Source organism: Variovorax sp. CAN15, from assembly GCF_030462475.1.
Taxonomy (GTDB): Bacteria; Pseudomonadota; Gammaproteobacteria; order Burkholderiales; family Burkholderiaceae_C; genus Variovorax.
The window spans coordinates 54,423-79,301 of sequence record NZ_JASMRZ010000020.1 but is presented as its reverse complement, the minus strand read 5'-3'; the positions used below and the strand labels follow the sequence as shown (position 1 = coordinate 79,301).

24 protein-coding genes are annotated in these 24,879 nt (G+C 67.5%); 9 read left to right on the top strand and 15 right to left on the bottom strand.

Annotated elements, in window-relative coordinates:
• Positions 1-260 (bottom strand): transposase (locus tag QMO14_RS15490; RefSeq protein WP_301508118.1); only part of this gene is annotated, 260 nt, incomplete at its 3' end.
• A 123-nt stretch (positions 261-383) separates the two neighbouring features.
• Positions 384-830, bottom strand: a complete 447-nt coding sequence (locus QMO14_RS15485) for a thioesterase family protein (RefSeq protein ID WP_301508117.1) — start codon at positions 828-830, stop codon at positions 384-386.
• A gap of 252 nt (positions 831-1,082) precedes the next feature.
• On the opposite strand from QMO14_RS15485, the gene QMO14_RS15480 reads away from it, so the two are divergent.
• The gene (locus tag QMO14_RS15480) at positions 1,083-1,634 is read left to right on the top strand and encodes a phasin family protein (protein WP_125951637.1); all 552 of its coding nucleotides are present in this window, start codon (positions 1,083-1,085) and stop codon (positions 1,632-1,634) included.
• Positions 1,635-1,872: 238 nt separating this feature from the next.
• Positions 1,873-2,631 (top strand): 3-hydroxyacyl-CoA dehydrogenase, encoded by a 759-nt coding sequence (locus QMO14_RS15475; protein ID WP_301508116.1) that lies wholly within the window; start codon positions 1,873-1,875, stop codon positions 2,629-2,631.
• On the opposite strand, the gene QMO14_RS15470 is transcribed toward QMO14_RS15475, so the two are convergent.
• On the bottom strand, positions 2,579-3,529 hold the full coding sequence (locus QMO14_RS15470; protein ID WP_301508114.1) for a YihY/virulence factor BrkB family protein: 951 nt from the start codon (positions 3,527-3,529) through the stop codon (positions 2,579-2,581). The two genes, QMO14_RS15475 and QMO14_RS15470, sit on opposite strands and share 53 nt — an antisense overlap.
• 82 nt (positions 3,530-3,611) lie before the next feature.
• Here QMO14_RS15470 and dnaG point away from each other — a divergent pair, with 82 nt between their 5' ends.
• Positions 3,612-5,642 (top strand): DNA primase, encoded by a 2,031-nt coding sequence (gene dnaG, locus QMO14_RS15465; protein WP_301508113.1) that lies wholly within the window; start codon positions 3,612-3,614, stop codon positions 5,640-5,642.
• Here dnaG and QMO14_RS15460 read toward each other — a convergent pair.
• On the bottom strand, positions 5,570-6,097 hold the full coding sequence (locus QMO14_RS15460) for a hypothetical protein (protein ID WP_301508111.1): 528 nt from the start codon (positions 6,095-6,097) through the stop codon (positions 5,570-5,572). The two genes, dnaG and QMO14_RS15460, sit on opposite strands and share 73 nt — an antisense overlap.
• On the opposite strand from QMO14_RS15460, the gene rpoD reads away from it, so the two are divergent.
• The 3 genes from rpoD (at position 6,090) to QMO14_RS15445 (ending at position 10,750) form a co-directional block, all read left to right on the top strand.
• On the top strand, positions 6,090-8,273 hold the full coding sequence (rpoD, locus tag QMO14_RS15455) for an RNA polymerase sigma factor RpoD (protein WP_301508109.1): 2,184 nt from the start codon (positions 6,090-6,092) through the stop codon (positions 8,271-8,273). The two genes, QMO14_RS15460 and rpoD, sit on opposite strands and share 8 nt — an antisense overlap.
• A 106-nt stretch (positions 8,274-8,379) precedes the next feature.
• Positions 8,380-9,615, top strand: a complete 1,236-nt coding sequence (locus tag QMO14_RS15450) for a multidrug effflux MFS transporter (RefSeq protein WP_301508108.1) — start codon at positions 8,380-8,382, stop codon at positions 9,613-9,615.
• A 4-nt stretch (positions 9,616-9,619) separates the two neighbouring features.
• A complete protein-coding gene (locus QMO14_RS15445) occupies positions 9,620-10,750 on the top strand; it encodes an HPP family protein (RefSeq protein ID WP_301508107.1) in 1,131 nt (376 codons plus the stop codon).
• Between the two features lie 135 nt (positions 10,751-10,885).
• On the opposite strand, the gene QMO14_RS15440 is transcribed toward QMO14_RS15445, so the two are convergent.
• Genes QMO14_RS15440 through QMO14_RS15430 form a run of 3 tightly spaced genes read right to left on the bottom strand, consistent with a single transcriptional unit; the run spans position 10,886 to position 14,075 of the window.
• A complete protein-coding gene (locus QMO14_RS15440) occupies positions 10,886-11,875 on the bottom strand; it encodes a tripartite tricarboxylate transporter substrate binding protein (protein ID WP_301508106.1) in 990 nt (329 codons plus the stop codon).
• Between the two features lie 47 nt (positions 11,876-11,922).
• On the bottom strand, positions 11,923-13,131 hold the full coding sequence (locus QMO14_RS15435; protein ID WP_301508105.1) for a CaiB/BaiF CoA-transferase family protein: 1,209 nt from the start codon (positions 13,129-13,131) through the stop codon (positions 11,923-11,925).
• The gene (locus QMO14_RS15430; RefSeq protein ID WP_301508104.1) at positions 13,128-14,075 is read right to left on the bottom strand and encodes a hydroxymethylglutaryl-CoA lyase; all 948 of its coding nucleotides are present in this window, start codon (positions 14,073-14,075) and stop codon (positions 13,128-13,130) included. Before QMO14_RS15430 ends, QMO14_RS15435 begins: the two co-directional genes overlap by 4 nt.
• Before the next feature lie 103 nt (positions 14,076-14,178).
• Here QMO14_RS15430 and QMO14_RS15425 point away from each other — a divergent pair, with 103 nt between their 5' ends.
• The 3 genes from QMO14_RS15425 to QMO14_RS15415 all read left to right on the top strand — a co-directional run bounded on the left by QMO14_RS15425 (position 14,179) and on the right by QMO14_RS15415 (position 16,827).
• Positions 14,179-15,081, top strand: coding sequence for a LysR family transcriptional regulator (locus tag QMO14_RS15425; protein WP_301508102.1), 903 nt, complete (start codon positions 14,179-14,181; stop codon positions 15,079-15,081).
• A 121-nt stretch (positions 15,082-15,202) separates the two neighbouring features.
• The gene (locus QMO14_RS15420) at positions 15,203-16,090 is read left to right on the top strand and encodes an MBL fold metallo-hydrolase (RefSeq protein WP_301508101.1); all 888 of its coding nucleotides are present in this window, start codon (positions 15,203-15,205) and stop codon (positions 16,088-16,090) included.
• Positions 16,078-16,827 carry a DsbA family protein gene (locus tag QMO14_RS15415; RefSeq protein WP_301508100.1) on the top strand — a complete coding sequence of 250 codons (750 nt, stop codon included), beginning with the start codon at positions 16,078-16,080 and terminating at the stop codon, positions 16,825-16,827. The genes QMO14_RS15420 and QMO14_RS15415 overlap by 13 nt, the downstream gene beginning before the upstream one ends.
• Before the next feature lie 15 nt (positions 16,828-16,842).
• Here the strand turns inward: QMO14_RS15415 and QMO14_RS15410 are convergent, their stop codons facing one another.
• From QMO14_RS15410 to QMO14_RS15375, 8 genes are all read right to left on the bottom strand, one after another.
• A complete protein-coding gene (locus QMO14_RS15410; protein ID WP_301508099.1) occupies positions 16,843-17,547 on the bottom strand; it encodes an ABC transporter ATP-binding protein in 705 nt (234 codons plus the stop codon).
• On the bottom strand, positions 17,540-18,310 hold the full coding sequence (locus QMO14_RS15405; RefSeq protein WP_301508098.1) for an ABC transporter ATP-binding protein: 771 nt from the start codon (positions 18,308-18,310) through the stop codon (positions 17,540-17,542). Before QMO14_RS15405 ends, QMO14_RS15410 begins: the two co-directional genes overlap by 8 nt.
• Positions 18,307-19,317, bottom strand: coding sequence for a branched-chain amino acid ABC transporter permease (locus QMO14_RS15400; protein WP_301508097.1), 1,011 nt, complete (start codon positions 19,315-19,317; stop codon positions 18,307-18,309). Before QMO14_RS15400 ends, QMO14_RS15405 begins: the two co-directional genes overlap by 4 nt.
• Positions 19,318-20,190, bottom strand: a complete 873-nt coding sequence (locus QMO14_RS15395; RefSeq protein WP_301508096.1) for a branched-chain amino acid ABC transporter permease — start codon at positions 20,188-20,190, stop codon at positions 19,318-19,320. It lies immediately after the preceding gene.
• 319 nt (positions 20,191-20,509) lie between these two features.
• The gene (locus QMO14_RS15390) at positions 20,510-21,682 is read right to left on the bottom strand and encodes an ABC transporter substrate-binding protein (protein ID WP_301508095.1); all 1,173 of its coding nucleotides are present in this window, start codon (positions 21,680-21,682) and stop codon (positions 20,510-20,512) included.
• Positions 21,683-21,857: 175 nt separating this feature from the next.
• Entirely contained in the window at positions 21,858-22,847 is a 990-nt protein-coding gene (locus QMO14_RS15385; RefSeq protein WP_301508094.1) for a PDR/VanB family oxidoreductase, read from the bottom strand.
• 31 nt (positions 22,848-22,878) lie between these two features.
• Positions 22,879-23,658 (bottom strand): GntR family transcriptional regulator, encoded by a 780-nt coding sequence (locus QMO14_RS15380; protein WP_301508093.1) that lies wholly within the window; start codon positions 23,656-23,658, stop codon positions 22,879-22,881.
• Complete coding sequence (locus tag QMO14_RS15375) at positions 23,655-24,761, bottom strand: aromatic ring-hydroxylating dioxygenase subunit alpha (protein WP_301508092.1); 1,107 nt, start codon at positions 24,759-24,761, stop codon at positions 23,655-23,657. The genes QMO14_RS15380 and QMO14_RS15375 overlap by 4 nt, the downstream gene beginning before the upstream one ends.
• Positions 24,762-24,879: the final 118 nt, after the last annotated feature.

Below are 24,879 nucleotides of genomic sequence, written 5' to 3'. Positions count from 1 at the left end.
GCCCACCGCCCGCCGACCACGTTGGCCCCCGACACGCTGCGCACCCCGAACAGGTAGCCCACCAGCAGCAGCTTGAACATCACCACCGGATCGAGCGCCGGGCGGCCGTTGTCGGCGCAGTACAGGTGCGAAACCTTCGCTCGGATGAACTCGAAATCCACCGCCGCATCGATCTTGCGCAGCAGGTGATCCTGCGGCACCAGCATCTCCAGCGTCACCATCTCCAGTTCCTGCTGCGCAGGTGTCGGGCTCTTGAGCATCCCGCCATTAAAAAGCACAAAACCCTCGCAACGCGAGGGCTTGAGGGTTTGTCAGCAGTCTGGGAAATACGGCGCCCGAGGGCGCCGTATTTCTTTCTCTTGGGCAGGACTGCTCGAAGGGCTTCAGGCCCTGAGCGAATCGACAACCCGCTGCAAGGCTTCGGGCAGCGGCACCGGGCGCTGTGTGGTGCGATCCACGTAGACGTGCACGAAATGGCCCTGCGCGGCGGCGGTGTCGGAGCCTTCGGCGAACAGGGCGATCTCGTAGCGCACGCTCGAGCGGCCCGCCTGGGCGACGCGCACACCCGCCTCCACCGCCTGCGGGAACGCGATCGGCGCAAAGTAGTTGCACTGCGTCTCCACGACGAAGCCGATGGTCTGGCCGTGGTGGATGTCGAGGGCGCCCCGCTCGATGAGCAGGGCATTCACCGCCGTGTCGAACCAGCTGTAGTAGACGACGTTGTTGACATGGCCGTACATGTCGTTGTCGGCCCAGCGCGTGGGGATGCCGCGGAATGCGCGGTAGCCGCTGCGCGCATGGGGAGTGGGTTTGGAGGTCGGGGCGCTCATCGCGCGGCATTCTGCCAGCGGCCCGCGCGGGAAGAGGAAACCCAGGGGAACCTTGGCGACCGTCCCTGAGAGTACCGGAAGACGAGCCGAGGCCGGATTTAGAAGCTCCCTTCTAAATTGCTGCATGGCAGCAAAAACCACTTGATCGCGGGAACCAGCTGCCTATACTTGAGGCCATGCTGCACCGCAACATAGACGGCGAGACAGCGCAACGTGAACCGAGCACTCAATCATCCCTTCTGGAGATCTCAAATGGCCCTGACCGCTGACCAAATCCTCGCCGCCCAAAAAGCAAACCTCGAAACCCTCTTCGGCCTGACCACCAAGGCTTTCGAAGGCGTCGAAAAGCTCGTCGAACTGAACGTGACCGCTTCGAAGGCCGCCCTGGCCGAAGCCCAGAACACCGCCCAGGCCGCCCTGAGCGTGAAGGACGCCCAGGAGCTGCTGACGCTGCAAGCCAGCCTGTTCCAGCCCCTGGCCGAAAAGACCGCCGCCTACAGCCGTCACCTGTACGACATCGCCCAAGGCACCGGCGCCGAGTTCACCAAGGCCTTCGAAGCCAAGGCGTCCGAAGCCCAGCAAGCCTTCGTCGGCCTGGTCGACAGCGCTTCCAAGAATGCCCCCGCCGGTTCTGAAACCGCCGTTGCCGTCCTGAAGAGCGCCGTGGCTGCCGCCAACAACGCTTTCGAATCGGTGCAAAAAGCCGTCAAGCAAGCGTCGGACGTCGCCGAAGCCAACTTCAACGCCGTGTCGACCCAAGCCGTCGCCGCCGCGAAGACCGCTACCGCTTCGCGCAAGCGCTAAGCTGCAGACCGACCACCACCAGTTGTCTCCTTGGGTCCTCACGGATCCAATTCAGGGCCTCATCCTCGGATGAGGCCTTTTTTTATTCCTGTTGCTCCCCCAGGCTGCGCGCACTTCGTGTCGCTTCACCCACCCCCTTCCGGGGGCAACACCTGCGGCCCGGCAAAGCCGGTTCCGCGAAGTTCCTGGCCTGTGCTTTGCGTCTTCGATAATGAAAGGCTCATCTCAGGAGACTTCAATGCAGATCGACGGCAAGGTTTTTATCGTGACCGGTGGCGCTTCGGGCCTCGGCGAAGGCACGGCGCGCATGCTGGCCGCCAACGGCGCCAAGGTGGTGATCGCCGACATGCAGGCTGACAAGGGCGAAGCGGTTGCCAAGGACATCGGCGGCGCGTTCGTCAAGTGCGACGTGAGCCAGGAAGCCGACGGCCAGGCGGTCGTGGCCGCCGCGCTCAAGCTGGGCAAGCTGGTCGGCCTCGTCAACTGCGCCGGCATTGCCCCGGCCGAGAAAACCGTGGGCAAGAACGGCCCGCACGCGCTGGCCACCTTCAGCAAGACCGTCACGGTCAACCTGATCGGCAGCTTCAACATGATCCGGCTCGCGTCCGACGCCATGAGCAAGAACGAGCCCGAATCCACCGGCGAGCGCGGCGTGCTGATTTCGACCGCCTCCGTAGCCGCTTACGACGGCCAGATCGGCCAGGCCGCCTACAGCGCCTCGAAGGGCGGCGTGGTCGGCATGACCCTGCCCATCGCGCGCGACCTCGCCCGCAGCGGCATCCGCAACATGACCATCGCCCCCGGCATCTTCGGCACGCCCATGCTCTTCGGCATGCCGCAGGAAGTGCAGGACGCGCTGGCCGCCAGCGTGCCCTTCCCTTCGCGCCTGGGCACGCCCGAGGACTACGCCAAGCTCGCGAAGCACATCATCGAGAACGACATGCTCAACGGCGAGGTGATCCGCCTGGACGGAGCGATTCGATTGGCTCCCCGCTGATCTTTTCGGATTCCGGCAGCTTCGTGCTGCCGGTGCGGTCCAGGCGCTCGTACTGCGCGATCACCTGGGCCCCCAGCAACACCAGCGTGGCGGCGATCTCCAGGCTCAGCAGCACCACGATGGCCGTTGTGAGCGAGCCGTAGACCACGTTCACCTGCGAGAGCGTCGAGAAATACCAGATCAGCACGCGCCGCGTGGCCTCCCACAGCAGCGCCGCCGTCACGCCGCCCAGCAGTGCATGCCGCAGCGACATGCGCCCGGCCGGCATCACGAGGTAGAGCGAGGTCAGCATGAAGATCTCGCCGCCCAGCCCCAACAGGTACAGCAGCAGCCCCGAGACGCCCGACAGCGACCAGCTGCGCCCCAGCAGATCGACGCTTTCCTGCCCCACCAGCTGCAGCGCGCCCGACACCAGCGTGACCAACAGCAGCCCCACGCACAGGCAGAGGATGTAGACGTAGGGCATGGCCACCGACACCAGGAAGTGCCGCTTGTGGTCCGCCTTGCGGTGGTGAAAGATCACCGCCATCGCGCTTTCGAGCACGCTGAAGGCCAGCGAGCTGAAGAAGATCATCGTCACCAGCAGCACCGGCCCCAGCACGTCGCGATGGTCCAGGAAGCTCGACAGTTCGGCCACGATGGCTTTCGACTGCCCCGGCAGCAGCCAGCCCAGGTACTGTCCGATGGTGCGCAGCAGCTCGGCCTGCTCGATGACGTGCGACAGCGCGATCACGCTCACGATCAGCAGCGGCACGATGGACAGCAGCGCGTAGTACGCAACCGCCCCCGCGAGCAGCAGGCCCTGGTTGGCGCGGAATTCCTTGAGGGCGTCCCAGATGAATCTCAGGGGGTGGCGCAGCAGCGGCGCGGCGTGTTGCAGGGGGTTGGGCGTCGTCATGCGTGGATTCCGGTCGTTTTCAGTATGCCGTCCGGCAGTGCGCCTTCGGCCGCTTGCGTATGATTTGCCGCTCTTCGCCTACATGACCATCCCCGCTTCATTCATCCAGGAACTCATCGCGCGCGCCGATGTGGTCGAGATCGTCGGCCGCTATGTGCAGCTCAAGAAGGCCGGCGCCAATTTCATGGGCCTGTGCCCGTTCCACGGCGAGAAATCGCCCTCCTTCTCCGTCAGCCCGACCAAGCAGTTCTATCACTGCTTCGGCTGCGGGGTGCACGGCAACGCCATCGGCTTCCTGATGGAGCATGCGGGCATGGGCTTCGTCGAGGCGGTTCACGACCTGGCCGGCCAGTACGGCCTGCAGGTGCCCGAGGACGATGTCTCCCCCGCCGAGCGCGCCCGCGCCGCCAGCCAGCGCCAGAAGCAGGCCACGCTGACCGATGTGCTCGAAAAGGCCGGCGACGCCTACCGCAAGCACCTGCGGCAGGCGCCCGGCGCCATCGAATACCTGAAAGGCCGGGGCGTCTCGGGCGAAGTGGCCAAGCAGTTCGGCATCGGCTATGCGCCGGCAGGCTGGCGCGCGCTGGCCAGCGTGTTTCCCGACTACGACGATCCGCTGCTCGCCGAGAGTGGCCTGGTGATCGTCAACAACGAGGAAGGCAAGCTCAGCGAGGAGGAAGCCAAGCGCTACGACCGCTTCCGCGATCGCGTGATGTTCCCGATCCGCAACGTGAAGGGCGAATGCATCGGCTTCGGCGGCCGGGTGCTGGGCGACGAGAAGCCCAAGTACCTGAATTCGCCAGAAACGCCAGTATTCAGCAAGGGCCGCGAGCTCTACGGCCTCTACGAGGCTCGGGCAGCCTTCCGCGACAAGGGCTACGCGCTGGTCACCGAGGGCTACATGGACGTGGTGGCGCTGGCGCAGCTCGGCTTTCCGAACGCGGTTGCCACGCTGGGCACGGCCTGCACCACGGAGCATGTACAGAAGCTCTTTCGCTTCACCGAGTCGGTGGTGTTCAGCTTCGACGGCGACGCCGCCGGACGCCGCGCCGCCCGCAAGGCGCTGGACGGCGCCCTGCCCTACGCCACCGACGTGCGCAGCATCAAGTTCCTGTTCCTGCCGGCGGARCACGACCCCGACAGCTTCATCCGCGAGCACGGCGCCGAGGCCTTCGCCCGCTTCGTCAACGAGGCCACGCCGCTGTCGCGCTTCATGATCGAAGCCGCCCGCGAAGGCTGCGACCTGACCACCGCCGAGGGCCGCGCCCACATGACGAGCAACGTGCGGCCGCTGTGGAGCGCCATGCCCGACGGTGCGCTCAAGCGGCAGCTGCTGAGCGAAATCGCGACGCTGGTCCAGCTCGACGCGTCCGCGCTGTCCGAACTGTGGGCCGCCACGCCCGGTCCGCGCAAGGCAGGCGGCGCTGCACAGCAGCGGCGCCACGACGAGCCCCCGGGCTACGGCGACGCAGGCGGAGACGGCTACTACCCCGACATGCCCCCGCCACAGGAATACGAGCCTGCGCGCTATGAAAGCGATAGCAAACCCAGGTTCCAGCCGCAGCGCAAGTTCACTGGAAAGGGCGGCAAGCGCTGGGGCGGCAGGTTCGAGGAGCCGATCGAACCCCTGCGCGGGCGCGGCGCACCGCCCAGCCGCCCGGACGTCGCGGTGCGGCTGCTGCTGTCCAACATGGCTCAGTGGGAGGCGCTGTCGCATGAGCTCCACGTGATGCTGTGCGACCTGCCGGGCCAGCACGGCGCCCTCTTCACCTGGCTCGACAGCCAGTTGCACGAGCACGGCGTGCAGCCCTGGGCGGCGTTGCGCGAAGGCCTGCGCGGGCTCGACTTCGAGCCGCTGGCCGAGCGGCTGATGTCCGTCTCCGAAGCCGGCCCCATCCCCGGGGGCGAAGAAGCGCAACACCTGGCCGATGCGGCCCGGGAGCTCGCCAGCGTGCTCGACTTCATGCTCGACGACCTCCTCAAGGCCCAGCAGAGCGAAGCCATCGCCGCCGTCGGAAAAGACCCGAAAGCCCTGGAGCGTTACAAGGCGCTGGAGGCCCGGCGGCTCGAATTGCGCGCCCGCGTGCGAGCGTCGGGATCAGAAACTGCTTGAAATTTGCGCAACACGCTATAATGTAGGGCTTCGCAACTGGCGAAATTAGGCAAGAGCGACAGCAGCACCTCCGGGCCGACCCCTAGCGCAATGCACTCCAACGGTAGATTCCGGCGGAAAGGGTCAATAACCGCAAGGACTGCACACCAAATGTTCGCCCGACATCTTGCCTGCTGAGGAATCAGTTCCTCTTTCCCATTTGTTTCCAGTCCGTGCCTGTGCACGGGCTCGGTGGTGCCGTCCGCGTGGCGGTGCGCCTGTGATCCCGCTTGTCTTTTCTTGCCGTAACGAGGTCGTATGCCCAGTTCAAAGAAGCCTGCTCCTTCACTTGCCAAAAGCGTCGCCACCAAGCCCGCAGCAGAAAAACCGTTGAAAGCCGGTGCGAAACCGGCAACCAAGACGGCCGCCGCCACATCCAAATCGGCCGCCGCTACGAAAGTGAAAACCGTGCCCACGAAATCGACCTCCCTCGAAGATCCCAAGAAGACAGCCGCCCCGGCCGCCAAGAAGGTCGGCCGCCCGCCCAAGGCCGCCGGTGCCGCTACGCCCGCCACCGGCGCCAAGCGCGGCCGCAAGCCCAAGGCGGACAAGGAAGCCCCCGAGAGCGACGTCGACCTGTCGGACATCGAGGACGACCTGACCGGCGACGAACCCGCGGTTGCGGCGACCGAAGAGAAGGTCAAGCCGCTTCGCATGAAGATCAGCAAGGCGAAGGAACGCGCCTTGATGAAGGAGTTCGGTCTCGACGAAACCGTGCTCTCCGAGGAAGACCTGGCCAAGCGCCGCTCGCGCCTGAAGACCCTGATCACGCTGGGCAAGACCCGCGGCTACCTCACGCACGGCGAAATCTCCGACCACCTGCCCGACAAGCTGGTCGACGCCGAGACCATGGAAGTCGTGGTCACCATGCTCAACGACATGGGCGTGGCGGTGTACGAGCAGACGCCCGACGCCGAAACCCTGCTGCTGAACAACACCGCGCCCACCGCCACCACGGTGGAAGAAGCCGAAGAAGAGGCCGAAGCGGCCCTGTCCACGGTGGACAGCGAATTCGGCCGCACCACCGACCCGGTGCGCATGTACATGCGCGAAATGGGCACGGTCGAACTGCTGACCCGCGAAGGCGAAATCGAAATCGCCAAGCGCATCGAAGGCGGCCTGATGGCCATGATGGAGGCCATCTCGGCCTCCCCCGCCACCATCGCCGAAATCCTGCGCCTGGCCGGCGAGATCCGTGAAGGCAAGGTCGTCATCTCGACCATCGTCGACGGCTTCTCCAACCCCAACGAGGCCGACGACTACGTGGCCGAGGAAGACTTCGACGAGTTCGACGAGGAAGACGACGACGACGGCAAGGGCGGCTCCAAGGCGCTCACCAAGAAGCTGGAAGAGCTCAAGAACGAGGCCCTCTCGCGCTTCGACCGCATCGCCGAGCTGTTCGAGAAGGTCCACAAGATCTACGACAAGGAAGGCTACGGCACGCCGGCCTACGCCAAGGCCCAGCAGTCCCTGTCCGACGAGCTGATGACCATCCGCTTCACCGCCCGCACCATCGAGAAGCTGTGCGACCTGGTGCGCACGCAGGTGGACGACGTCCGCAAGAAGGAACGCGAGCTGCGCCGCATCATCGTGGACAAGTGCGGCTTCCCGCAGGACGAGTTCATCCGCGACTTCAGCGGCTACGACAAGAACGGCAACCGCGTCGCCTCCAACCTGCTGAACCTGAAGTGGGTCGAGAAGCAGGCCGCCGCCGGCAAGCCCTGGAGCGCCGTGCTCGCGCGCAACATCCCGCCGGTGCAGGAACTGCAGCAGAAGCTCGCCGACATCCAGTCGCGCGTGGTGGTGCCGCTGTCGGAGCTGAAGGACATCAACAAGCGCATGAACGAAGGCGAATCGTCCTCGCGCGACGCCAAGAAGGAAATGATCGAGGCCAACCTGCGCCTCGTGATCTCCATCGCCAAGAAGTACACGAACCGCGGCCTGCAGTTCCTCGACCTGATCCAGGAAGGCAACATCGGCCTGATGAAGGCGGTCGACAAGTTCGAATACCGTCGCGGCTACAAGTTTTCGACCTACGCGACGTGGTGGATCCGCCAGGCCATCACCCGCTCGATCGCCGACCAGGCGCGCACCATCCGCATCCCGGTGCACATGATCGAGACGATCAACAAGATGAACCGCATTTCGCGCCAGCACTTGCAGGAGTTCGGCTTCGAGCCCGACGCCGGCATCCTGGCCGCGAAGATGGAGATTCCGGAAGACAAGATCCGCAAGATCATGAAGATCGCGAAGGAGCCGATCTCGATGGAAACCCCCATCGGCGACGACGACGATTCGCACCTGGGCGACTTCATCGAGGACAGCAGCAACACCGCGCCCATCGAAGCCGCCATGCAGGCCGGCCTGCGCGACGTGGTCAAGGACATCCTCGACTCGCTCACGCCGCGCGAAGCCAAGGTGCTGCGCATGCGCTTCGGCATCGAAATGTCGACCGACCACACGCTGGAAGAAGTCGGCAAGCAGTTCGACGTGACCCGCGAGCGCATCCGCCAGATCGAAGCCAAGGCGCTGCGCAAGCTGAAGCACCCGAGCCGTTCGGACAAGCTGCGCAGCTTCATCGACACCCTGTAATCCGGGTTCGCTGAAGCCAAAGCGCCCGCCTTGCCCCTCATACGGGCGGCGGGCGTTCTCTTTTTCGTAGACAGACAACAAACAAGTACAACGGAGCTGCCTTTCCATGAATCCCGATGCAGACAAACTCTGGCAGGCCCCGCGCTGGGCGCTTGCCGTGCTGCTCGCCGTGCTGGGCATGCTCGGGCCCTTCTCGATCGACACCTACATCCCGGCGTTCTCCGGCATCGCGCAGTCGATCGGCGCCACGCCTGCAGAGATGCAGCAGACGCTCTCGGCCTACCTGTTCGGCTTCGCGTTCATGAACCTGTTCCACGGCGCGCTGTCGGACAGCTTCGGGCGCCGCCCGGTGGTGCTGTGGGGGCTGGCGGTGTTCACGCTGGCGTCGCTGGGCTGCGCGCTGTCGCAGAACATCACGCAGCTGGTGCTGTTCCGCGGACTGCAGGGCTTGTCGACCGGCGCGGGCATCGTGGTGTCGCGCGCGGTGATCCGCGACATGTTCCCGCCCGCCGAGGCGCAGCGGGTCATGAGCCAGGTCACGATCTACTTCGGCGTGGCGCCGGCCATCGCGCCCATCGTGGGCGGCTTCCTGTTCGTGCATGCGGGCTGGCACGCGGTGTTCTGGTTCCTGGTGGCGGTGGGCGTGGTGCTGTTCACGGCCAACTACAAGCTGCTGCCCGAGACGCTGCACAAGGACCATCGCCAGCCCTTCCAGGTGCGGCACCTGATGCGCGGCTACTGGGACCTGTGCTCCGACCCGCGCTTCCTGCTGCTGGCCTTTGCGAGCGGCGTGCCCTTCAACGGCATGTTCCTCTACGTGCTGGCCGCGCCCGCCTTCCTGGGCGACCATCTCGCGCTGCAGCCGCAGCAGTTCTTCTGGTTCTTCCTGCTGACCATCGGCGGCATCATGCTCGGCGCGCGAGCGAGCGGACGCATGGCCGGAAAGGTGGCGCCCAAGCGGCAGATCCGCGACGGCTTCCTCATCATGCTGGTCACTTCGGTGGTCAACGTGGTGGCCAACACCTTCTTCCAGGCGCATGTGGCGTGGGCGCTGTGGCCGCTGGCGGTGTTCGCCTTCGGCTGGGCGCTGATGGTGCCGGTGGTCACGCTGCTGGTGCTCGACCTGCACCCCGAGCGCCGCGGCATGGCCTCGTCGCTGCAGGCGGTGATCGGCTCCACCGCCAACGGCATCGTGGCCGGCGCGGTGGCGCCGCTGGTGATGCACTCCACGCTCGCGCTGGCGCTCACCTCCATGGGCATGCTGGGCATCGGCCTCGTCGCATGGGTGTGGCTGCACGGCCGCTGGCCCGAGATCGGGCGCAAGGTGGCGCACGAGGGCTGAGCGCATGCGCCTGGACGCCCTCCTGACGCAGGCGCGCGCCTGGCTGCCGGGCCGCACCACTGTCGATGCGCGCGAGCGGCTGCGCGCGGTCATGGGCGCGGGCATCGGCCTGCTGATCACCGCGCTGCTGTCGCACTGGCTGGCCGGGCCTCTGCACGCCTCGGTCTGGCTGATCGCGCCGCTGGGTGCGAGCGCGGTGCTGGTGTTCGCGGTGCCGGCAAGCCCGCTCGCACAACCGTGGTCGGTGATCGGCGGCAACACGCTGTCGGCGGTGGTGGGCATCGCGGCCGCCAGCTGGATTCCCCAGCCCGAGCTGGCCGCCGCCGTCGCGGTGGCGGGCGCCATCGGCCTGATGTTCAGCGCGCGCTGCCTGCATCCGCCCGGCGGCGCGGCGGCCCTGCTTGCGGTGCTGACGCACACCACGCATTTCCCGGCCGCCCTCTTTCCCTTCTTCACCAACTCGCTGCTGCTGGTGCTGGCGGGCGTGGCCTACAACACGCTGACCGGGCGGCGCTATCCGCATGTGCAGGTGGCGCCGCGTCCGCCGGGCTCGGATGCACGCTTCAGCCAGGCCGACATCGACGCCGTGCTGTCGCGCTACAACCAGGTGCTGGACATCAGCCGCGACGACCTCGAATCGCTGATCCGCGAGACCGAGCTGGAGTCGTACAAGCGCCGCCTGGGCACGCTGAGCTGCGCGGACATCATGTCCACGGTGCCGATCTCGGTGGAGTTCGGCACCCCGCTGCAGGAGGCCTGGGCGCTCATGCACGAGCGCCGCATCAAGGCCCTGCCCGTCACCGACCGCACGCGCCGCGTGGTGGGCATCGTCACGCAGGCCGACTTCTTCCGCCAGCTCGACCTGCAGCACCACGAAGGCATCGCCGGCAAGCTGCGCGACCTGATCCGCGCGACCCGCACGGTGATGTCGAGCAAGCCCGAGGTGGTGGGCCAGATCATGACGCGCCAGGTGCGCGTGGCCAGCGCCGACCGGCCCGTGGTCGACCTGGTGCCGCTGTTCTCCGAGGGTGGGCATCACCACATTCCGATCATCGACGCCGAGAAGCGGCTGGCCGGGATGATCACGCAGTCGGATTTCGTGCGGGCGCTGTATCGCGCAGTCGGTCCGGGATAGACCCCGATGCATCTCTCCCTCCCCCGCTGGGGGAGGGTCGGGGTGGGGGTGCGACGGCCTCCGTGGAAGCGCGGCGCCTCGTCACAGGCCTGCCCCCATCCCAACCTTCCCCCAAAGGGGGAAGGAGCAAGACATTCATTCCACGACCACGTTCGCCTTCTTCACCAGCACCGCATAGCGCGCGGCCTCGCTGCGGAAGTAGCTCGCTGCCTGCTCCGACGTCGTCGGCCTGACGACGTTGCCCTGCCTGTCCATCGCCTCGCGCACCTCGGCGCTGTTGAACGCGGCGACCACCGCGTCGTGCACGCGCAGCACATCCGCCGGCTGCATCTTCGCGGGGCCGATCACCGCGAACCAGCCTTCGACCGCGTAGTTCGGCAGGCCCTGCTCGGCGATGGTCGGAATGTCCGGCGCGGCCGGCGAGCGCTGCGCGCCGCACAGGCCGATGGCGCGCAGCGCGCCGCTCCTGATGTGCTGCTGCACCGCCGGCAGCGCCACCACGCCCAGCTCGACCTGCCCGCCGATCATGTCGGTCATCATCGGCCCGGTGCCCTTGTACGGAATGTGCCGCGCCTTCACGCCGGCCTCGTCCATGAACATCTCGCCCGCGAGGTGGAGGATGGTGCCGTTGCCCGACGAGGCGTAGTTGTAGGCGCCCGGCTTCGCGCGCAGCAGCGCGACCAGTTCGGGCACGTTCTTCGCCGGCAGCTTCGGGTTGGCCAGCAGCACCAGCGGCGTGGCCCCCACCACGCTGATCGGCGTGATGTCGTTGATCGCGTCGAAGGGCATCTTCCTGAACACCGCCGGGTTGATGACGTGGTTGTTCGACACCATGCCCAGCGTGAGCCCGTCGGGCGCGGCCTTGACGATGGCCGCCGCGCCGGTGATGCCGCCCGCGCCCGGCATGTTCTCGATCACCACCGGCTGGCCGAAGGCCTTGCCCAGCGCGGGCGCGGCGGCGCGCGCGATGGTGTCCACGCCCGAACCGGCGCTGATCGGCAGGATGAGGCGGATGGGCTTGTCCGAGCCCTGCGCGAGCGCGGGGCATGCGGCCACCGCGGCCGCGCTGGCGCCTAAGCCGAGCAGCGTGCGGCGGTTCATCTTGAGGGGAAGCGTGTTCGTCATGGTCTTGTCTCTCTTCTTTGTGTTTCTGGAAAAGGCGGCAGGTCTCGCTAGGCCACGGCCGACCTCGCATGCAGTTCATCGATCTGCTCGCACCCATAGCCCAGTTCCGCCAGCAGCTCGCGGGTGTGCTCGCCCAGCGTCGGCGGGTGCAGCCGCACGCCGAGGCGCTCGCCGCCCAGCGTGATCGGGAACAGCGTGGTCTGTGCGATCTGCCCGGCGCGTTCGCCGTCGGGCAGGCGGATGTCGGCGAGTCCGCCCGTGGCCTTGAGGTGCGGATCGGCGTAGAGGTCTTCCGGCCGCGTGATCGGCGCGAACGGCAGCCCTTTCGCCTCGAAGATCGCCGACAGCTCCGCCGCCGAGCGCAGAACAAGGCGCTGGCGCAGGTCGGCCAGCAGCGTGGGACGCATGCGCACGCGGTCGTTGTTGGTGGCCAGCGCCGGGTCGGCCTTCAGGTCGTCGAAGCCCAGCGCGTCGCAAAAAGTCTTCCACTGCGCATCGCTCACCGCCGCCAGGAAGATCTGCTCGCCGTCCTTCACGGTGAAGACGTCGTACAGCGCCCAGGCCGAGATGCGCTCGGGCATCGGCGCGGCCGCCTCGCCGGTGATGGCGTACTGCAGCATGTGCTGGCCGACGAGGAACACGTTGTTCTCGAACAGCGCCGACTTCACCTCCTGCCCCTTGCCGGTCTGCATGCGCTGCATCAGCGCTGCGATCGCGCCGATGGCGCCGAACATGCCGCCCATGATGTCGTTCACGCTGGTGCCCGCGCGCAGCGGATCGCCGGGGCGGCCGGTCATGTAGGCCAGGCCGCCCATCATCTGCACCACCTCGTCGAGCGCGGTGCGGTGCTCGTAGGGCCCGGGCAGGAAGCCGGCGTGGTCCACGTACACGAGGCGCGGATTGAGCTTGCCCAGCGCGGCGTAGCCCAGGCCGTACTTGTCCATGGTGCCGGGCTTGAAGTTCTGCGCCACCACGTCGGCGGTCACGCACAGCCGCAGCGCGGCTTCGAGCCCCCGCGGATTCCGCAGGTCGAGCGCGATGCTCTTCTTGTTGCGGTTGAACATCGGGAAGAAGCCCGCGCCCGCGCCCAGCAGATGCCGCGTGCGGTCGCCCTCGATGGGCTCGACCTTGATGACCTCCGCGCCAAGATCGGCCAGCACCATGCCGCAGGTCGGCCCCATCACCATGTGCGTGAACTCGACCACGCGGATGCCGGCGAGCGGCAGGCGCTTCTGTTGTGTATCCGTCGTGCTCATGCCACAACGCCTTCCGTGGCCGTGAAAGTCTTCGGAAAACCCGCGCGCCACACCGTGCCCTGCAGCGTCTCGCCTTCGAGCCAGCCGGCCACGCGCGCGCGCAGGTCGAGCAGCCTCGGCAGGTCGACGCCGGTGGCCACGCCCATGCTCTCCAGCATGAAGACCAGGTCTTCCGTGTCGACGTTGCCGCTGGCGCCGGGCGCATGCGGGCAGCCGCCGATGCCGGCCAGGCAGGCGTCGAAGCGCGTGATGCCGACTTCGAGCGCCGCATAGGCGTTCGCGAGCCCCATGCCGCGCGTGTCGTGGAAGTGGCCGCACCACAGCCGGTCGCCCGCGATGCGCAGGGCGCGCTCGAACAGGCTGCGCACCATCGCCGGATCGGCGTAGCCCACGGTGTCGGCGAGGCTCACGCGGTCGGCGCCCGCGTCGAGCAGCGCCTGCATCAGCCGCAGCACCTCGTCGGGATCGACGTGGCCCTGCAGCGTGCAGCCGAAGGCCGTGCCCACGCCGCCGTCGATCAGCGTCTTCGAGCCCGCCGCGTCGCGCGCCGCGCGGATGCGGCCGACCTCGGCCACCACCTCGTCGGGCGTCTTGCGCAGGTTGGCGAGGCTGTGCGCATGGCTGGCCGACAGCGGCACCATCATCAGGTCGGCCCCGCCCTCGATGGCCCGCTCGGCGCCCTTGAGGTTGGGCACCAGCACCGAGGCGAAAAGCCCCGGCAGCGTCTTCGCATACGCCAGCAGCTCGGCCGTGTCGGCCAGCTGCGGCAGCAGGCGGGCGGGCACGAAGGAGCCGACCTCGATCTCGCGCTGGCCGGCGGCGTGCGCGTCGCGGATCCATTCGAGCTTGCGTTCGGTGGAAAGCACCCGCGCGATGCTCTGGAGGCCGTCGCGCAGGCCCACTTCGCGGACGACCGCGCGCGGCGGCAGGAAGGCGTGAATCAAGTCTTGTCTCCGTGGTGATGCTGACTACGGCACCGATGGTAGGAGTTCCAATTTGATCCAGAATGTATATTTTGGAAGCCATCAGATTCCAGAACGGAACACCATGAGAGACCTCGACCTCACCACCCTGCGGCTCTTCGTGGCCGTCTGCGAAACGCGCAGCATCGCGCGCGCCGGCGAGCAGGCCAGCATCGTCGGCTCGGCCATCAGCAAGCGGCTGGCCCAGATGGAGGAAACCGTCGGCACGCCGCTGCTGCTGCGCAAGCGCCGGGGCGTGGTGCCCACGCCGGCCGGGGAAACGCTGCTGGAGCACGCCCGCGCGATGCTCGGCAGCGTGAACCGCATCGAGCGCGACATGGCGGCCTACGCGGGCGGTGTGCGCGGGCACGTGCGCATCCTCGCCTCGGCCTCGGTCATGGCCGAGTCGCTGGCCGAGGACGTGGCCGACTTCCTGCAGGACCCGGCGCACCGCAATATCCGCGTCGACATGGAAGAGCGCGTGAGCCCCGAGATCGTGCGCGGCATCCGCGAGGGCAGCGCCTCCATCGGCCTGTGCTGGGACGCGGCCGACCTCGAAGGCCTGGAGCGGCGCGACTACCGCTGCGACCACCTCGCCATCGTCGCGCACCCTTCGCACCCGGTGGCGCAGCGCGAGAGCGTGCGCTTCGAGCAGGTGCTCGGCCACGAATTCGTCGGCATGCCGGCGCTCAGCGCCGTGCAGCTGATGCTCGCGCGCGAGGCGGCGGTGGCGGGCAAGCCGCTGGTGTACCGGGTGCTGGTGTCCAACTTCGACGCAGCGCTGCGCGTGGTGCGCGCGGGGCTGGCGATCAGCGTGGTGCCGGCGGAGGTGGCGCGGCCCTTCGCCGAAGCGTTCGGGCTGCGGCTGATGCCGCTGACCGACGCATGGGCGCGGCGGCGCTTCGCGATCTGCTTCCGTGGCGACACAGAGCTGTCGCCCTCGGCGCAGCTGCTGGTGGCGCATCTGGAGCGGCGGGCCACGGACTGATTCGACCGGATTAGGAAACTATTCGTTGTGGATCGTCAGGTTTTTGTTTCCATTCACGCAACCTAAGATTCCCGGCATCCAACGCTGTCACCCGTCCACATCCCCCGGAAAGAACACCGCCATGCTCCGCAGAACCCTCCTCTCCTGTGCCCTCGCCCTCGGTTTCAGCCTCACCGCCCAGGCCGCCCAGCCGCTCAAGCTCGACGTGTACAACCCCGGCGCGAAGTCGATGTTCCCGGTCTCCTCCGAGATCGTCACCGGCAAGGCCGACGCGGTGCTCATCGACGCCCAGTTCCAGCGCAACGACGCCGAGGCGCTGGTGCGGAAGATCAAGGCCACGGGCAAGAAGCTCACCACGGTGTACATCAGCCACAGCGACCCCGACTATTACTTCGGCCTCGACGTGATCCAGGCCGCCTTCCCCGACGCGAAGATCGTCGCCACACCGCAGACCGTGGCCGCCATCCAGGCCTCGAAGGACGGCAAGCTCGCGCACTGGGGTCCGATCCTCAAGGACAACGCGCCCAAGGCGCTGGTGGTGCCGCAGCCGCTGGCCGGCGACAGCATCGAGCTCGAAGGCCGCAAGATCCAGGTCGTCGGCCTCGACGGCCCCACGCCCGAGCGCAGCTTCGCGTGGATTCCCTCGCTGAAGGCGGTGGTCGGCGGCATCCCGGTGTCGGCCAACATCCACGTGTGGGTGGCCGACACGCAGACGCCCGAATCGCGCCGCGACTGGATCAAGACGCTGGGCCGCATCGAGGCGCTGCACCCGAAGACCGTGGTGCCGGGCCACTACCTGCCGAACGCGAACGGCAGTGCGCCCTACTCGCTGGCTTCGGTGAAGTTCACGCGCGACTACCTGAAGGCCTTCGAAGTCGAAGCGGCAAAGGCCAAGGACTCGGCCGCGCTCATCGCCTCGATGAAGAAACGCTACCCGAAGCTGGAAGACGCCTCCTCGCTGGAACTCGGCGCGAAGGTCATCAAGGGAGAAATGAAATGGCCGCAATGACCGACGCAGCCGATGCAACGGGCGCAGGCGCCACGCTGCACTACATCTTCGACCCGCTGTGCGGCTGGTGCTACGCCGCCGCGCCGCTGGTCGACGCGGCGCGCGAAGTGCCGGGCCTGAAGGTCGAGTTCCACGGCGGCGGCATGATGACCGGCGCCAACCGCCGCCCGATCACACCGCAGTGGCGCGACTACGTGCTGCCGCACGACCACCGCATCGCCGAGATGACCGGCCAGCCCTTCGGCGAGCGCTACTTCGAGGGACTGCTGCGCGACACCGGCGCGGTGATGGATTCCGAGCCGCCGACCACCGCCGTCCTCGCGGCCGAGTCGCTGCGCCCGGGCGGCGGGCTGGACATGATCCACAGCCTGCAACGGGCGCACTATGTCGACGGTCGCCGCATCGCGGACGTGGAGGTGCTCAAGGCGATCGCCGGCGAACTCGGCTTCGAAACGGAGGCCTTCGCATCGGCTTTCGAGCGTCAGTCTGGCGAAGCCACCTCGCGCCACATCGCCGAGAGCCGCCAGTTCCTGCAACGCGCGGGCGGCCAGGGCTTTCCGACCTTCGTGCTCGTGCAGCCCGACGGCAGCGCCAGCCGCGTCGACATCGGCCCATGGCTCGGCCGTGCGGAGGAATGGAAGAAGCAGCTTGCCGCCGTGGCCGAAGCCTCGAAGCCGGCCCCGGCTGCTGCGGATGCGCCGGCACCGGCCTGCGGCCCCGACGGCTGCGCGATCTGAAGCAGGGGCTCCCGGCTACCGCGCCACGCCCAGCAGCCGGTCGAGCACCTGCGGCTGGGAGCGCAGCGAGGCGGCGCTGTCGGTGTGCACGATGGTCCCGTGATCGAGCACCACAGCCTCGTCGGAGATCGCGAGGATCGCCTGCGGGTGCTGCTCCACGATGATCGCGGCCAGGCCCTCGTCCTGCGTGATCCGGCGGATGGCGCGCAGCAGTTCTTCCACGATGATCGGCGCGAGCCCTTCGAGCGGCTCGTCCAGCAGCAGCAGCTTGGGGTTGAGCACCAGCGCGCGGCCCACGGCCAGCATCTGCTGCTCGCCGCCCGAGAGCTGCGTGCCGAGGTTCGTCTTGCGCTCGGCAAGGCGCGGGAACATCTCGTAGACGCGCTGCGGGTTCCACTTGCCCGGCCGCTCCACCGCGGTGAGGTTCTCGTGCACGGTGAGCGACTTGAAGATGTTGCGCTCCTGCGGCACCCAGCCGATGCCGGCCGCCGCGCGCTGATGCGGCGCGAGCTTGTGCAGCGCCTGGCCGCCCAGCGTGATGCTGCCGCCGTGCTGGCGCGTCGCGCCCGCGAGGGTGTTGATCAGCGTGGTCTTGCCCGTGCCGTTGCGGCCCAGCAGCGCCAGCGTCTGGCCTTCGCCCAGCGCGAAGGCCACGTCGTGCAGCACCACGGCCTCGCCGTAGCCGGCGCTCAGGTTTTCTATTCTCAGCAGCTCAGACATGGGCAGCCTCCGTTGCCGTGCCATGGCCCAGATAGACCTCCTTCACCTTCGGATCGTTGGCGATGGTTTCGGGGTCGCCCTCGGTCAGCAGCGTGCCGTTGACCAGCACCGTCATGCGGTCGGCAAAGCTGAACACCAGGTCCATGTCGTGCTCGATCAGCAGCACCGACACGTCGGCCGGCAGCGCGGCCACGGTCTGCAGCAGTTCCTCGCGCTCGCCGGCGGGCACGCCCGCCACCGGCTCGTCGAGCAGCAGCACGCGCGGCTCGCAGGCCAGCGCGATGGCGATCTCCAGCAGGCGGCGCTTGCCGTAGGCCAGGTGCTTCACCTGCTGTTGCGCCACGTCGCTCAGGTGGAACTGCTCCAGCAGCTGCGCCGCGCGCTCCGCGATGGCCTTGCTCGAACCCAGCGGCTTCCACCATTGCGCGCCGGCACCCTGGTGCTGCGACACCACCAGCGCCAGCGTCTCGAGCGGCGTCATGGAGTCGAAGAGCTGGTTGATCTGGAAGGTGCGCACCAGACCGCGCGCCACGCGCTTGTGCGGCGCGAGCGTGGTGATGTCCTCGCCCATCAGGGTGATGCGGCCCTCGGTGGGAGTGAGCACGCCGGTGAGCTGGTTGATCAGCGTGGTCTTGCCCGCGCCGTTGGGGCCGATGAGCGCATGGCGCGCGCCGCGCTTCAGCTCCATCGACACGTTGTTGGTGGCGGTGATGCCGCCGAAGCGCATCACGAGGCCATGGGTGGAGAGAACGGTGTCGGTCATGCCACACCACCTTTCGCGCCCTTCTTCTTGCCGGCGCCGAACCACGTCCAGGGCTTCAGCAGCCGGTCGCGCCCGACCAGCACCAGCAGCACCAGGATCAGGCCGATCCAGAACATCCAGTACTGCGGCGTCACGGCCGACAGCCACGTCTGCAGCAGCTTGAAGACGATGGCACCCGCCACGCCGCCATAGAGCCAGCCCACGCCGCCGATGACCAGCATCAACAGCACGTCGGCCGAGCGGTCGAAGGCCAGCACGTCGAGCGAGGCGAAACCCGTGGTCTGCGCCAGCAGTGCACCCGCCGCGCCGGCGATGCCCGCCGCCACCGTGTAGATCACCACCAGCCGCGACACCACCGGGATGCCGATGGCCATGGCGCGCAGCCGGTTGTCGCGGATGGCCTTGAGCGTGGCGCCGAAGGGCGAGTGCACGAGGCGGCGCATCAGCAGGAACAGCACCAGCATCACCGCCAGCGAATACCAGGCGGCCGTGCGGCCGTAGAGGTCGAACTCGAACATGCCGAGCACCGGCCCCATCACCACGCCCTGCAGGCCGTCGGCGCCGCCGGTGAGCCAGTCGAGCTTGTTGGCGAGTTCGAGCAGCAGCAGCGCCGTGCCCAGCGTGACCATCAGCCGCGTGAGGTCGCTGCCGCGCAGGATCGTCACGCTCGCCACCATGCCCAGCAGCGCGGACAGCACTGTCGCGAACAGCAGGCCCACGGTCGGGTCGGGCATCACCAGCTTGGCGAACAGCGCCGCGGCGTAGGCGCCGAAGCCGAAGAAGGCGGCATGGCCCAGCGACACGATGCCGGTGTAGCCCAGGATCAGGTCGAGCGACATCGCGAACAGCGCGACGATGGCGATCTCGTTGACCAGCAGCGAGTGCGAAGGCATCACCAGCGGCAGCGCGAAGGCCGCAGCCCACACGACGAATTCGAGCGGGTGCCAGCGCGCCTTGCGCAGCAGGGCCGCCTGGAAATCGGCGACGACGGGAAGAGGCGTGCTCATTCAGCGTCCTCCCTTGCGCGTGAACAGGCCCTGCGGGCGCCACATCAGGATCAGGATCATCAGCAGGTAGACGGTGAACGCGCCCATCTTCGGAATGAAGTACTTGCCCGCCACGTCGGCGATGCCCAGCAGCAGCGCCGCCGCGAGCGGCCCGGTGATCGACGAGGTGCCGCCGACGGACACCACGATCAGGAAATAGATCATGTACTTGAGCGGGAAGGTCGGATCGAGCCCCAGGATCTCCGCGCCCAGCGCGCCGCCCAGGCCCGCGAGCCCCGAGCCCACCGCGAAGGTCAGCAGGAACACCACGTTCACGTTGATGCCCAGCCCCGCCGCCACGCGCGGGTCGTCTACCGCCGCGCGCAGCCGGCTGCCGAATCGCGTCTTCGAAAGAATGAGCTGCAGCACCACCGTGAGCACCGCGCACACGCCGATGATGAAGAGCCGGTAGTGCCCCATGCCCAGCAGCAGCGCGCCGTCGCCGATCTCGGTGCGCCCGCGCAGCCATTCAGGCAGTTGCACGTTCTGCTGCGACGAACCCACGAAATAATCGATGGCGGCCACCGCCATGAAGGCAAGGCCGATGGAAAAGAGCACCTGATCGAGGTGCGGCTTGCCGTACATCGGCCGGTAGAGCGTGCGTTCCAGCAAGGCCCCGGCCAGCGCGACGACGATGAACGCCAGCGGCAGGCAAACCAGGAACGGCACGCCCAGCTTCTGCATCGCGAACACCGTGAGATAACCGCCCGCCATGGCGAAGGCGCCATGCGCGAGGTTGATGAAGTTCATCAGCCCCAGCGTCACGGCAAGCCCTACGGCTAGCACGAAGAGCAGCATGCCGTAGGCGATGCCGTCGAAAAGAATGGTCAACATGACAGTTTTTTCATTGCGCTGTGGCGTTTCGAGGGCACTTGCCCGGGGCGTGTGCGAAGGCCACCAGGTAGCTCCCTCCGCGAATGTCCCCCGGCCTGCGGCCTCCTCCTCTATTTCGCTGCGGGAGCCACCCGGCGCCCTTCGCACATGGACGCCGCCGGAGTGCCTCTCGATCAACCAGTGCTCTCAACAATCACGCCGGCGGTGGGCTTCTTTTCACGAAATAGAGGAGGAGGCCGCAGGCCGGGGACATTCGTGAAAAGAAGCACGCCGTCGGCGTGATCGCGCCCCGGACAAGGCATCCGGAGCAAGAACGAAATTACTTCGCCTTACCCGGGTCTTTGACGCTCTTGATCACGTCGAACTCGACGTTGTAGAGCTGGCCGTCCTTCTTCTCGACCTTGCGCAGGTACACGTCCTGCACGATGTCGCGCGTCTGCGCATCGATCAGCACCTGGCCGCGCGGGCTCTCGAAGACCTGGCCCTTCATGGCGGCCAGCAGCGCCTCGCCGCCGCCCTGGCCCTTGGTGGCCTTGAGCGCTTCATAGATGACGCGCATGCCGTCATAGCCGCCCACGGCCATGAAGTTGGGGCGCATCTTCGGGTTGGCCTTCTCGAAGGCCTCGACGAACTTCTTGTTCAGCGCCGAGGGGTGCGCGGCCGAGTAGTGGTGCGAGGTGACCACGCCCAGCGCGCCGTCGCCCATGTCGTTGAGCTGGTCGTCGTCGGTCACGTCGCCGGTGGCGATCATGCGGATGCCGGCCTTGTCCATGCCGCGCTCCAGGAACTGCTTCATCACGGCCGCGCCGGCGCCCGAGGGCACGAAGACGAAGAGCGCGTCGGGCTTCACGTCGCGCACCTTCTGCAGGAAGGGAGCGAAGTCGGGGTTGCGCAGCGGCACGCGCAGCTTGTCGAGCACCTTGCCGCCGTTGAGCTGGAAGCGCTCGGTGAAGAACTTCTCCGCGTCGTTGCCGGGGCCGTAGTCGGCCACCAGCGTCACCACCGTCTTCACGCCGTTCTTCGGAGCCCAGTCGCCCATGGCCACCGACACCTGCGGCAGCGTGAAGCTCGAACGGATGATGTAGGGCGATGCCTCGGTGATGCTCGACGTGGCGGCGGCCATCACGACTTCGGGCGTCTTCGACTGGGTGGCGATGGGCGCCACGGCGAGTGCAAGGGGCGTCAGGCCGAAACCGGCCAGCACGTTGACCTTGTCGTTCACCACCAGTTCCTGCGCCAGGCGCTTGGTGACGTCGGGCAGGCCGGTGTCGTCCTTGACGATCAGCTCGACCTTCTTGCCGGCCACGGTGTCGCCGTTCTGGGCCATGTACAGGCGCGCGGCGGCTTCGATCTGGCGGCCGGTGGAGGCCGACTGGCCCGTCATCGGCAGGATCAGGCCGATCTTGAACTTGTTGTCCTGGGCACTGGCCAGCGACATCGAAAGCGCAAGAGCCGACAGGGCGGCGGTCTGGATGAGATGGCGTCTTTGCATGATTTTTCCTTTGAAGGGCGGAATGCGAACCGGGCTATTTTCAACACTTTGCAACATCCGGCGCAGCAGGCAATCACCTATCCGGCCATGGGCGTCGACCTTTGTTGCGCGATTGACAAATGAACTGCGCGATCATCGCGCAGAGCAGTCCTGGGCCCGTCAGGGGCCGCTTGCGTCAGACGTCGGGGCGGTAGGCGGAATCGAGCGTGAGCGTGCCCACGGCGCGCGACACGCAGGCGCAGATGCGTGTGGCTGCCTTCTTCTCGTGCTCGCTGAGGAACACGTCGCGGTGATCGACTTCGCCGTCTACGGCGATCACGTCCATGGCGCACAGGCCGCATTCGCCGCGCCTGCAGTCCGAGAGCGTCTGCACCCCGGCCGCGTCGAGCGCCTCGAGCAGCGTGCAGTCGGCGGGCACGGTGATGGACAGGTCATGCCGCGGAATGCGCACCTGGAAAGGCTGCGTGGCCAGCCGGCCGCTGCTGCCGAAGGTCTCGAAGCGCAGGTCCGCGATGGGGCGGCCCGCCGCCTGCCAGGCGCGCTTGAGGGCTTCGAGCATCGGCACCGGGCCGCAGGTGTAGAGCTGGCCGCCGGGCGGCAGCGCGGCGATGGCGGCCGCAAAGTCGATGGGGGCTGCGCCCTCGTGCGCTTCGACGCCGTCTTCGCCAAGCGCCTCGCGCAGATGCGAGAGGTAGCCCAGTTCATGCGCGTTGCGCGCCCCGTAGAGCATCTTCACCGGCACGCCGGTGCGCTTCGCATGCGCGGCCAGCCGTTGCGCCATCAGCACCAGCGGCGTGATGCCGATGCCGCCGGCCACCAGCAGGTAGCCGGGCGCCGAGAGATCGAGCGGAAAGTGGTTCTGCGGCGCGCTCACCTGCAGGCGGTCGCCCACCGCGAGCCGCCACATCGCGAGCGAGCCTCCACGGCCGTCGTCGAGGCGCTTGACGGCGATGCGCCAGCAGCGGCCGTCGCCCTCGCCGACCAGCGAGTAGGAACGGGTCTGCACCTTGCCCTGGGCGGTGAGCACCTGCACCTGCAGATGGGCGCCGGGTTCATGGCTGGAAGCAAAGCCGCTCTCGGGGCGCAGTTCGAATTCGCGCACGGTGGGCGTCACGTCGCGCAGCGCGACGACTTGCGCCTGCATCCATTGAAGATCGCTTTTCATCGGGAGAACAAGAGGAAGGGGTAAAGGGAAATCAGCTGCGCCGGCGGATCAGCTGCACGCCCGGCAGCGGACGCTGTTCGGCGGTTGGCGTGCCGTGCAACGCTTCGCGCAGGTTGCGCCGCGCGATGCGGCTGTGCTCGCGCATCAGCGCCTCGGCGCGCGAGCCCTCGCCGGACTCGATGGCGTCGAGCACCTGCACGTGCTGGTCCTGCGCGACCACCAGCATGTCGCGCGCGGCAGGCGAATTGGCCTGCACCACGACGAAGCCCGAGGGCGAGGCGAACGGCAGGTTGATCACGCGCTCCAGCTGCTGCGCGATGACGGGGCTGCCCGCCATCTCGCACAGCAGCGCGTGGAAGCGCTCGTTGTGCGTCACGTAGCGCGAGAAGGCGGCATCGTCGAGCGCGGGCTCGCGCAGCAATTCGTCGATGCGCTGCAGGCAGGCGCGCGCCTCGCGCAGCACCACCGGCGCCGCGCCGCGCTCGGCCGCGAGCCGGGCCACCAGGCCTTCGAGCGTGCCGCGCAGCTCGATGGCATCGGCCACGTCGCGCTCGGAGAAGGTGCGCACCGCATAGCCGCCGTTGGGCAGCGCCTCGAGCAGGCCCTCCTGCTCGAGCCTCATCAGCGCGGTGCGCACCGGGGTGCGCGACACGCCCAGCTGCTCGGAGACCGCCACCTCGGCGATGCGCGCGCCGCCGGGCAGCTCGCCCGCGAGGATCATCTCTCGCAGCCGCAGCTGCGCCTTCACGGCCTGCGAACCGCCGCTGTCACCGGGCTCGGCGGCGGCGTTGGAGACGGCCGCGACCTTCATGCGGCCTGCTCTTCCACCGGGTGGATCGGAATCGGCGCGCGCACGGGCCTTTCCTTCTCGATCATGCGGTCGATGAGCCTGCGGGCCCACATCGAGCCAGCGTCGATGTTGAGGTTGTAGAACTGGTGGTCGGGGTGCTCGTCCATCGCCTTCTGCTGAGCCTCGAGCACGAGCTCGTCCTCGCGGAAGATGCCGGCGACGCCCTCGCGCAGTTCGTGCGTGAGGCGCTGCTCGCCCAGGCAGTAGTTGCGCGAAAAGGCCCAGAAGTACAGGCAGGTCTTGTCGGTCTCGGGCGTGATGGTGTTGAGCACGTAGCCGTTGACGCCCTTGCTGCGGTCGCCCGCATCGCCGTTCTTCGGCACCGCGCCGCTGCCGGCCTCGGCCACGCCCACGTCGATGTTCACGGTGCAGGGGCCTTCGAAGCGGATGATCTGCCAGCGGTCGACCTTGCCGGTGTAGCCGCGCGCATGGCGGATCTGGCCGCCCCAGAACGGCGGCGGGTCGATGTTCTCCATCCAGCGCGTAACGGTGGCGGAGCGGTCGCCGTGCGTGGCCACGAAGGGCGCCTCGGCCACTTCGCGGTTGCCGATGGAGGAGCCGTGCACGAAGGTCTCGTGCGTGAGGTCCATGAGGTTGTCGACCACGAGGCGGTAGTCGCAGTTGACGCGGATCATCTTGCCGTCGCCGGCCCAGGCGGGGTCGTCGTTCCAGTGCATGTCGGGGACCAGCGCCGGATCGGCCTTGGCCGGGTCGCCGGGCCAGATCCACACGAAGCGGTGCTTCTCGACCACCGGGAAGCTGCGCACGCAGGCCGACGGGTTGAGCGTTTCCTGGCTCGGCATGTGGGTGCAGCGGCCCTGGCTGTTGTACACGAGGCCGTGGTAGCCGCACACCACCTCGTCGCCTTCGAGGCGGCCGAGCGACAGCGGCATCAGCCGGTGCCAGCAGGCGTCCTCCAGCACGGCGACTTGCCCGTCGGCACGACGGAACAGCACCACTTTCTGGTTGCAGATGGTGCGTGGCAGCAGCGCGTGTCGCACTTCGACGTCATAGGCGGCGGCATACCAGGCGTTCAGGGGGAAGGCAGGCGTGGGCGTTTTCATGAATACTCAATGTATACAGAAATGCGAAACTTTCCAGTCTTTTTGCCGAATTCAAGGGTAAACACCGAGATCGATGTATACAGCGATAGACATTTCGCAGGCGATACGATGTTCCGTT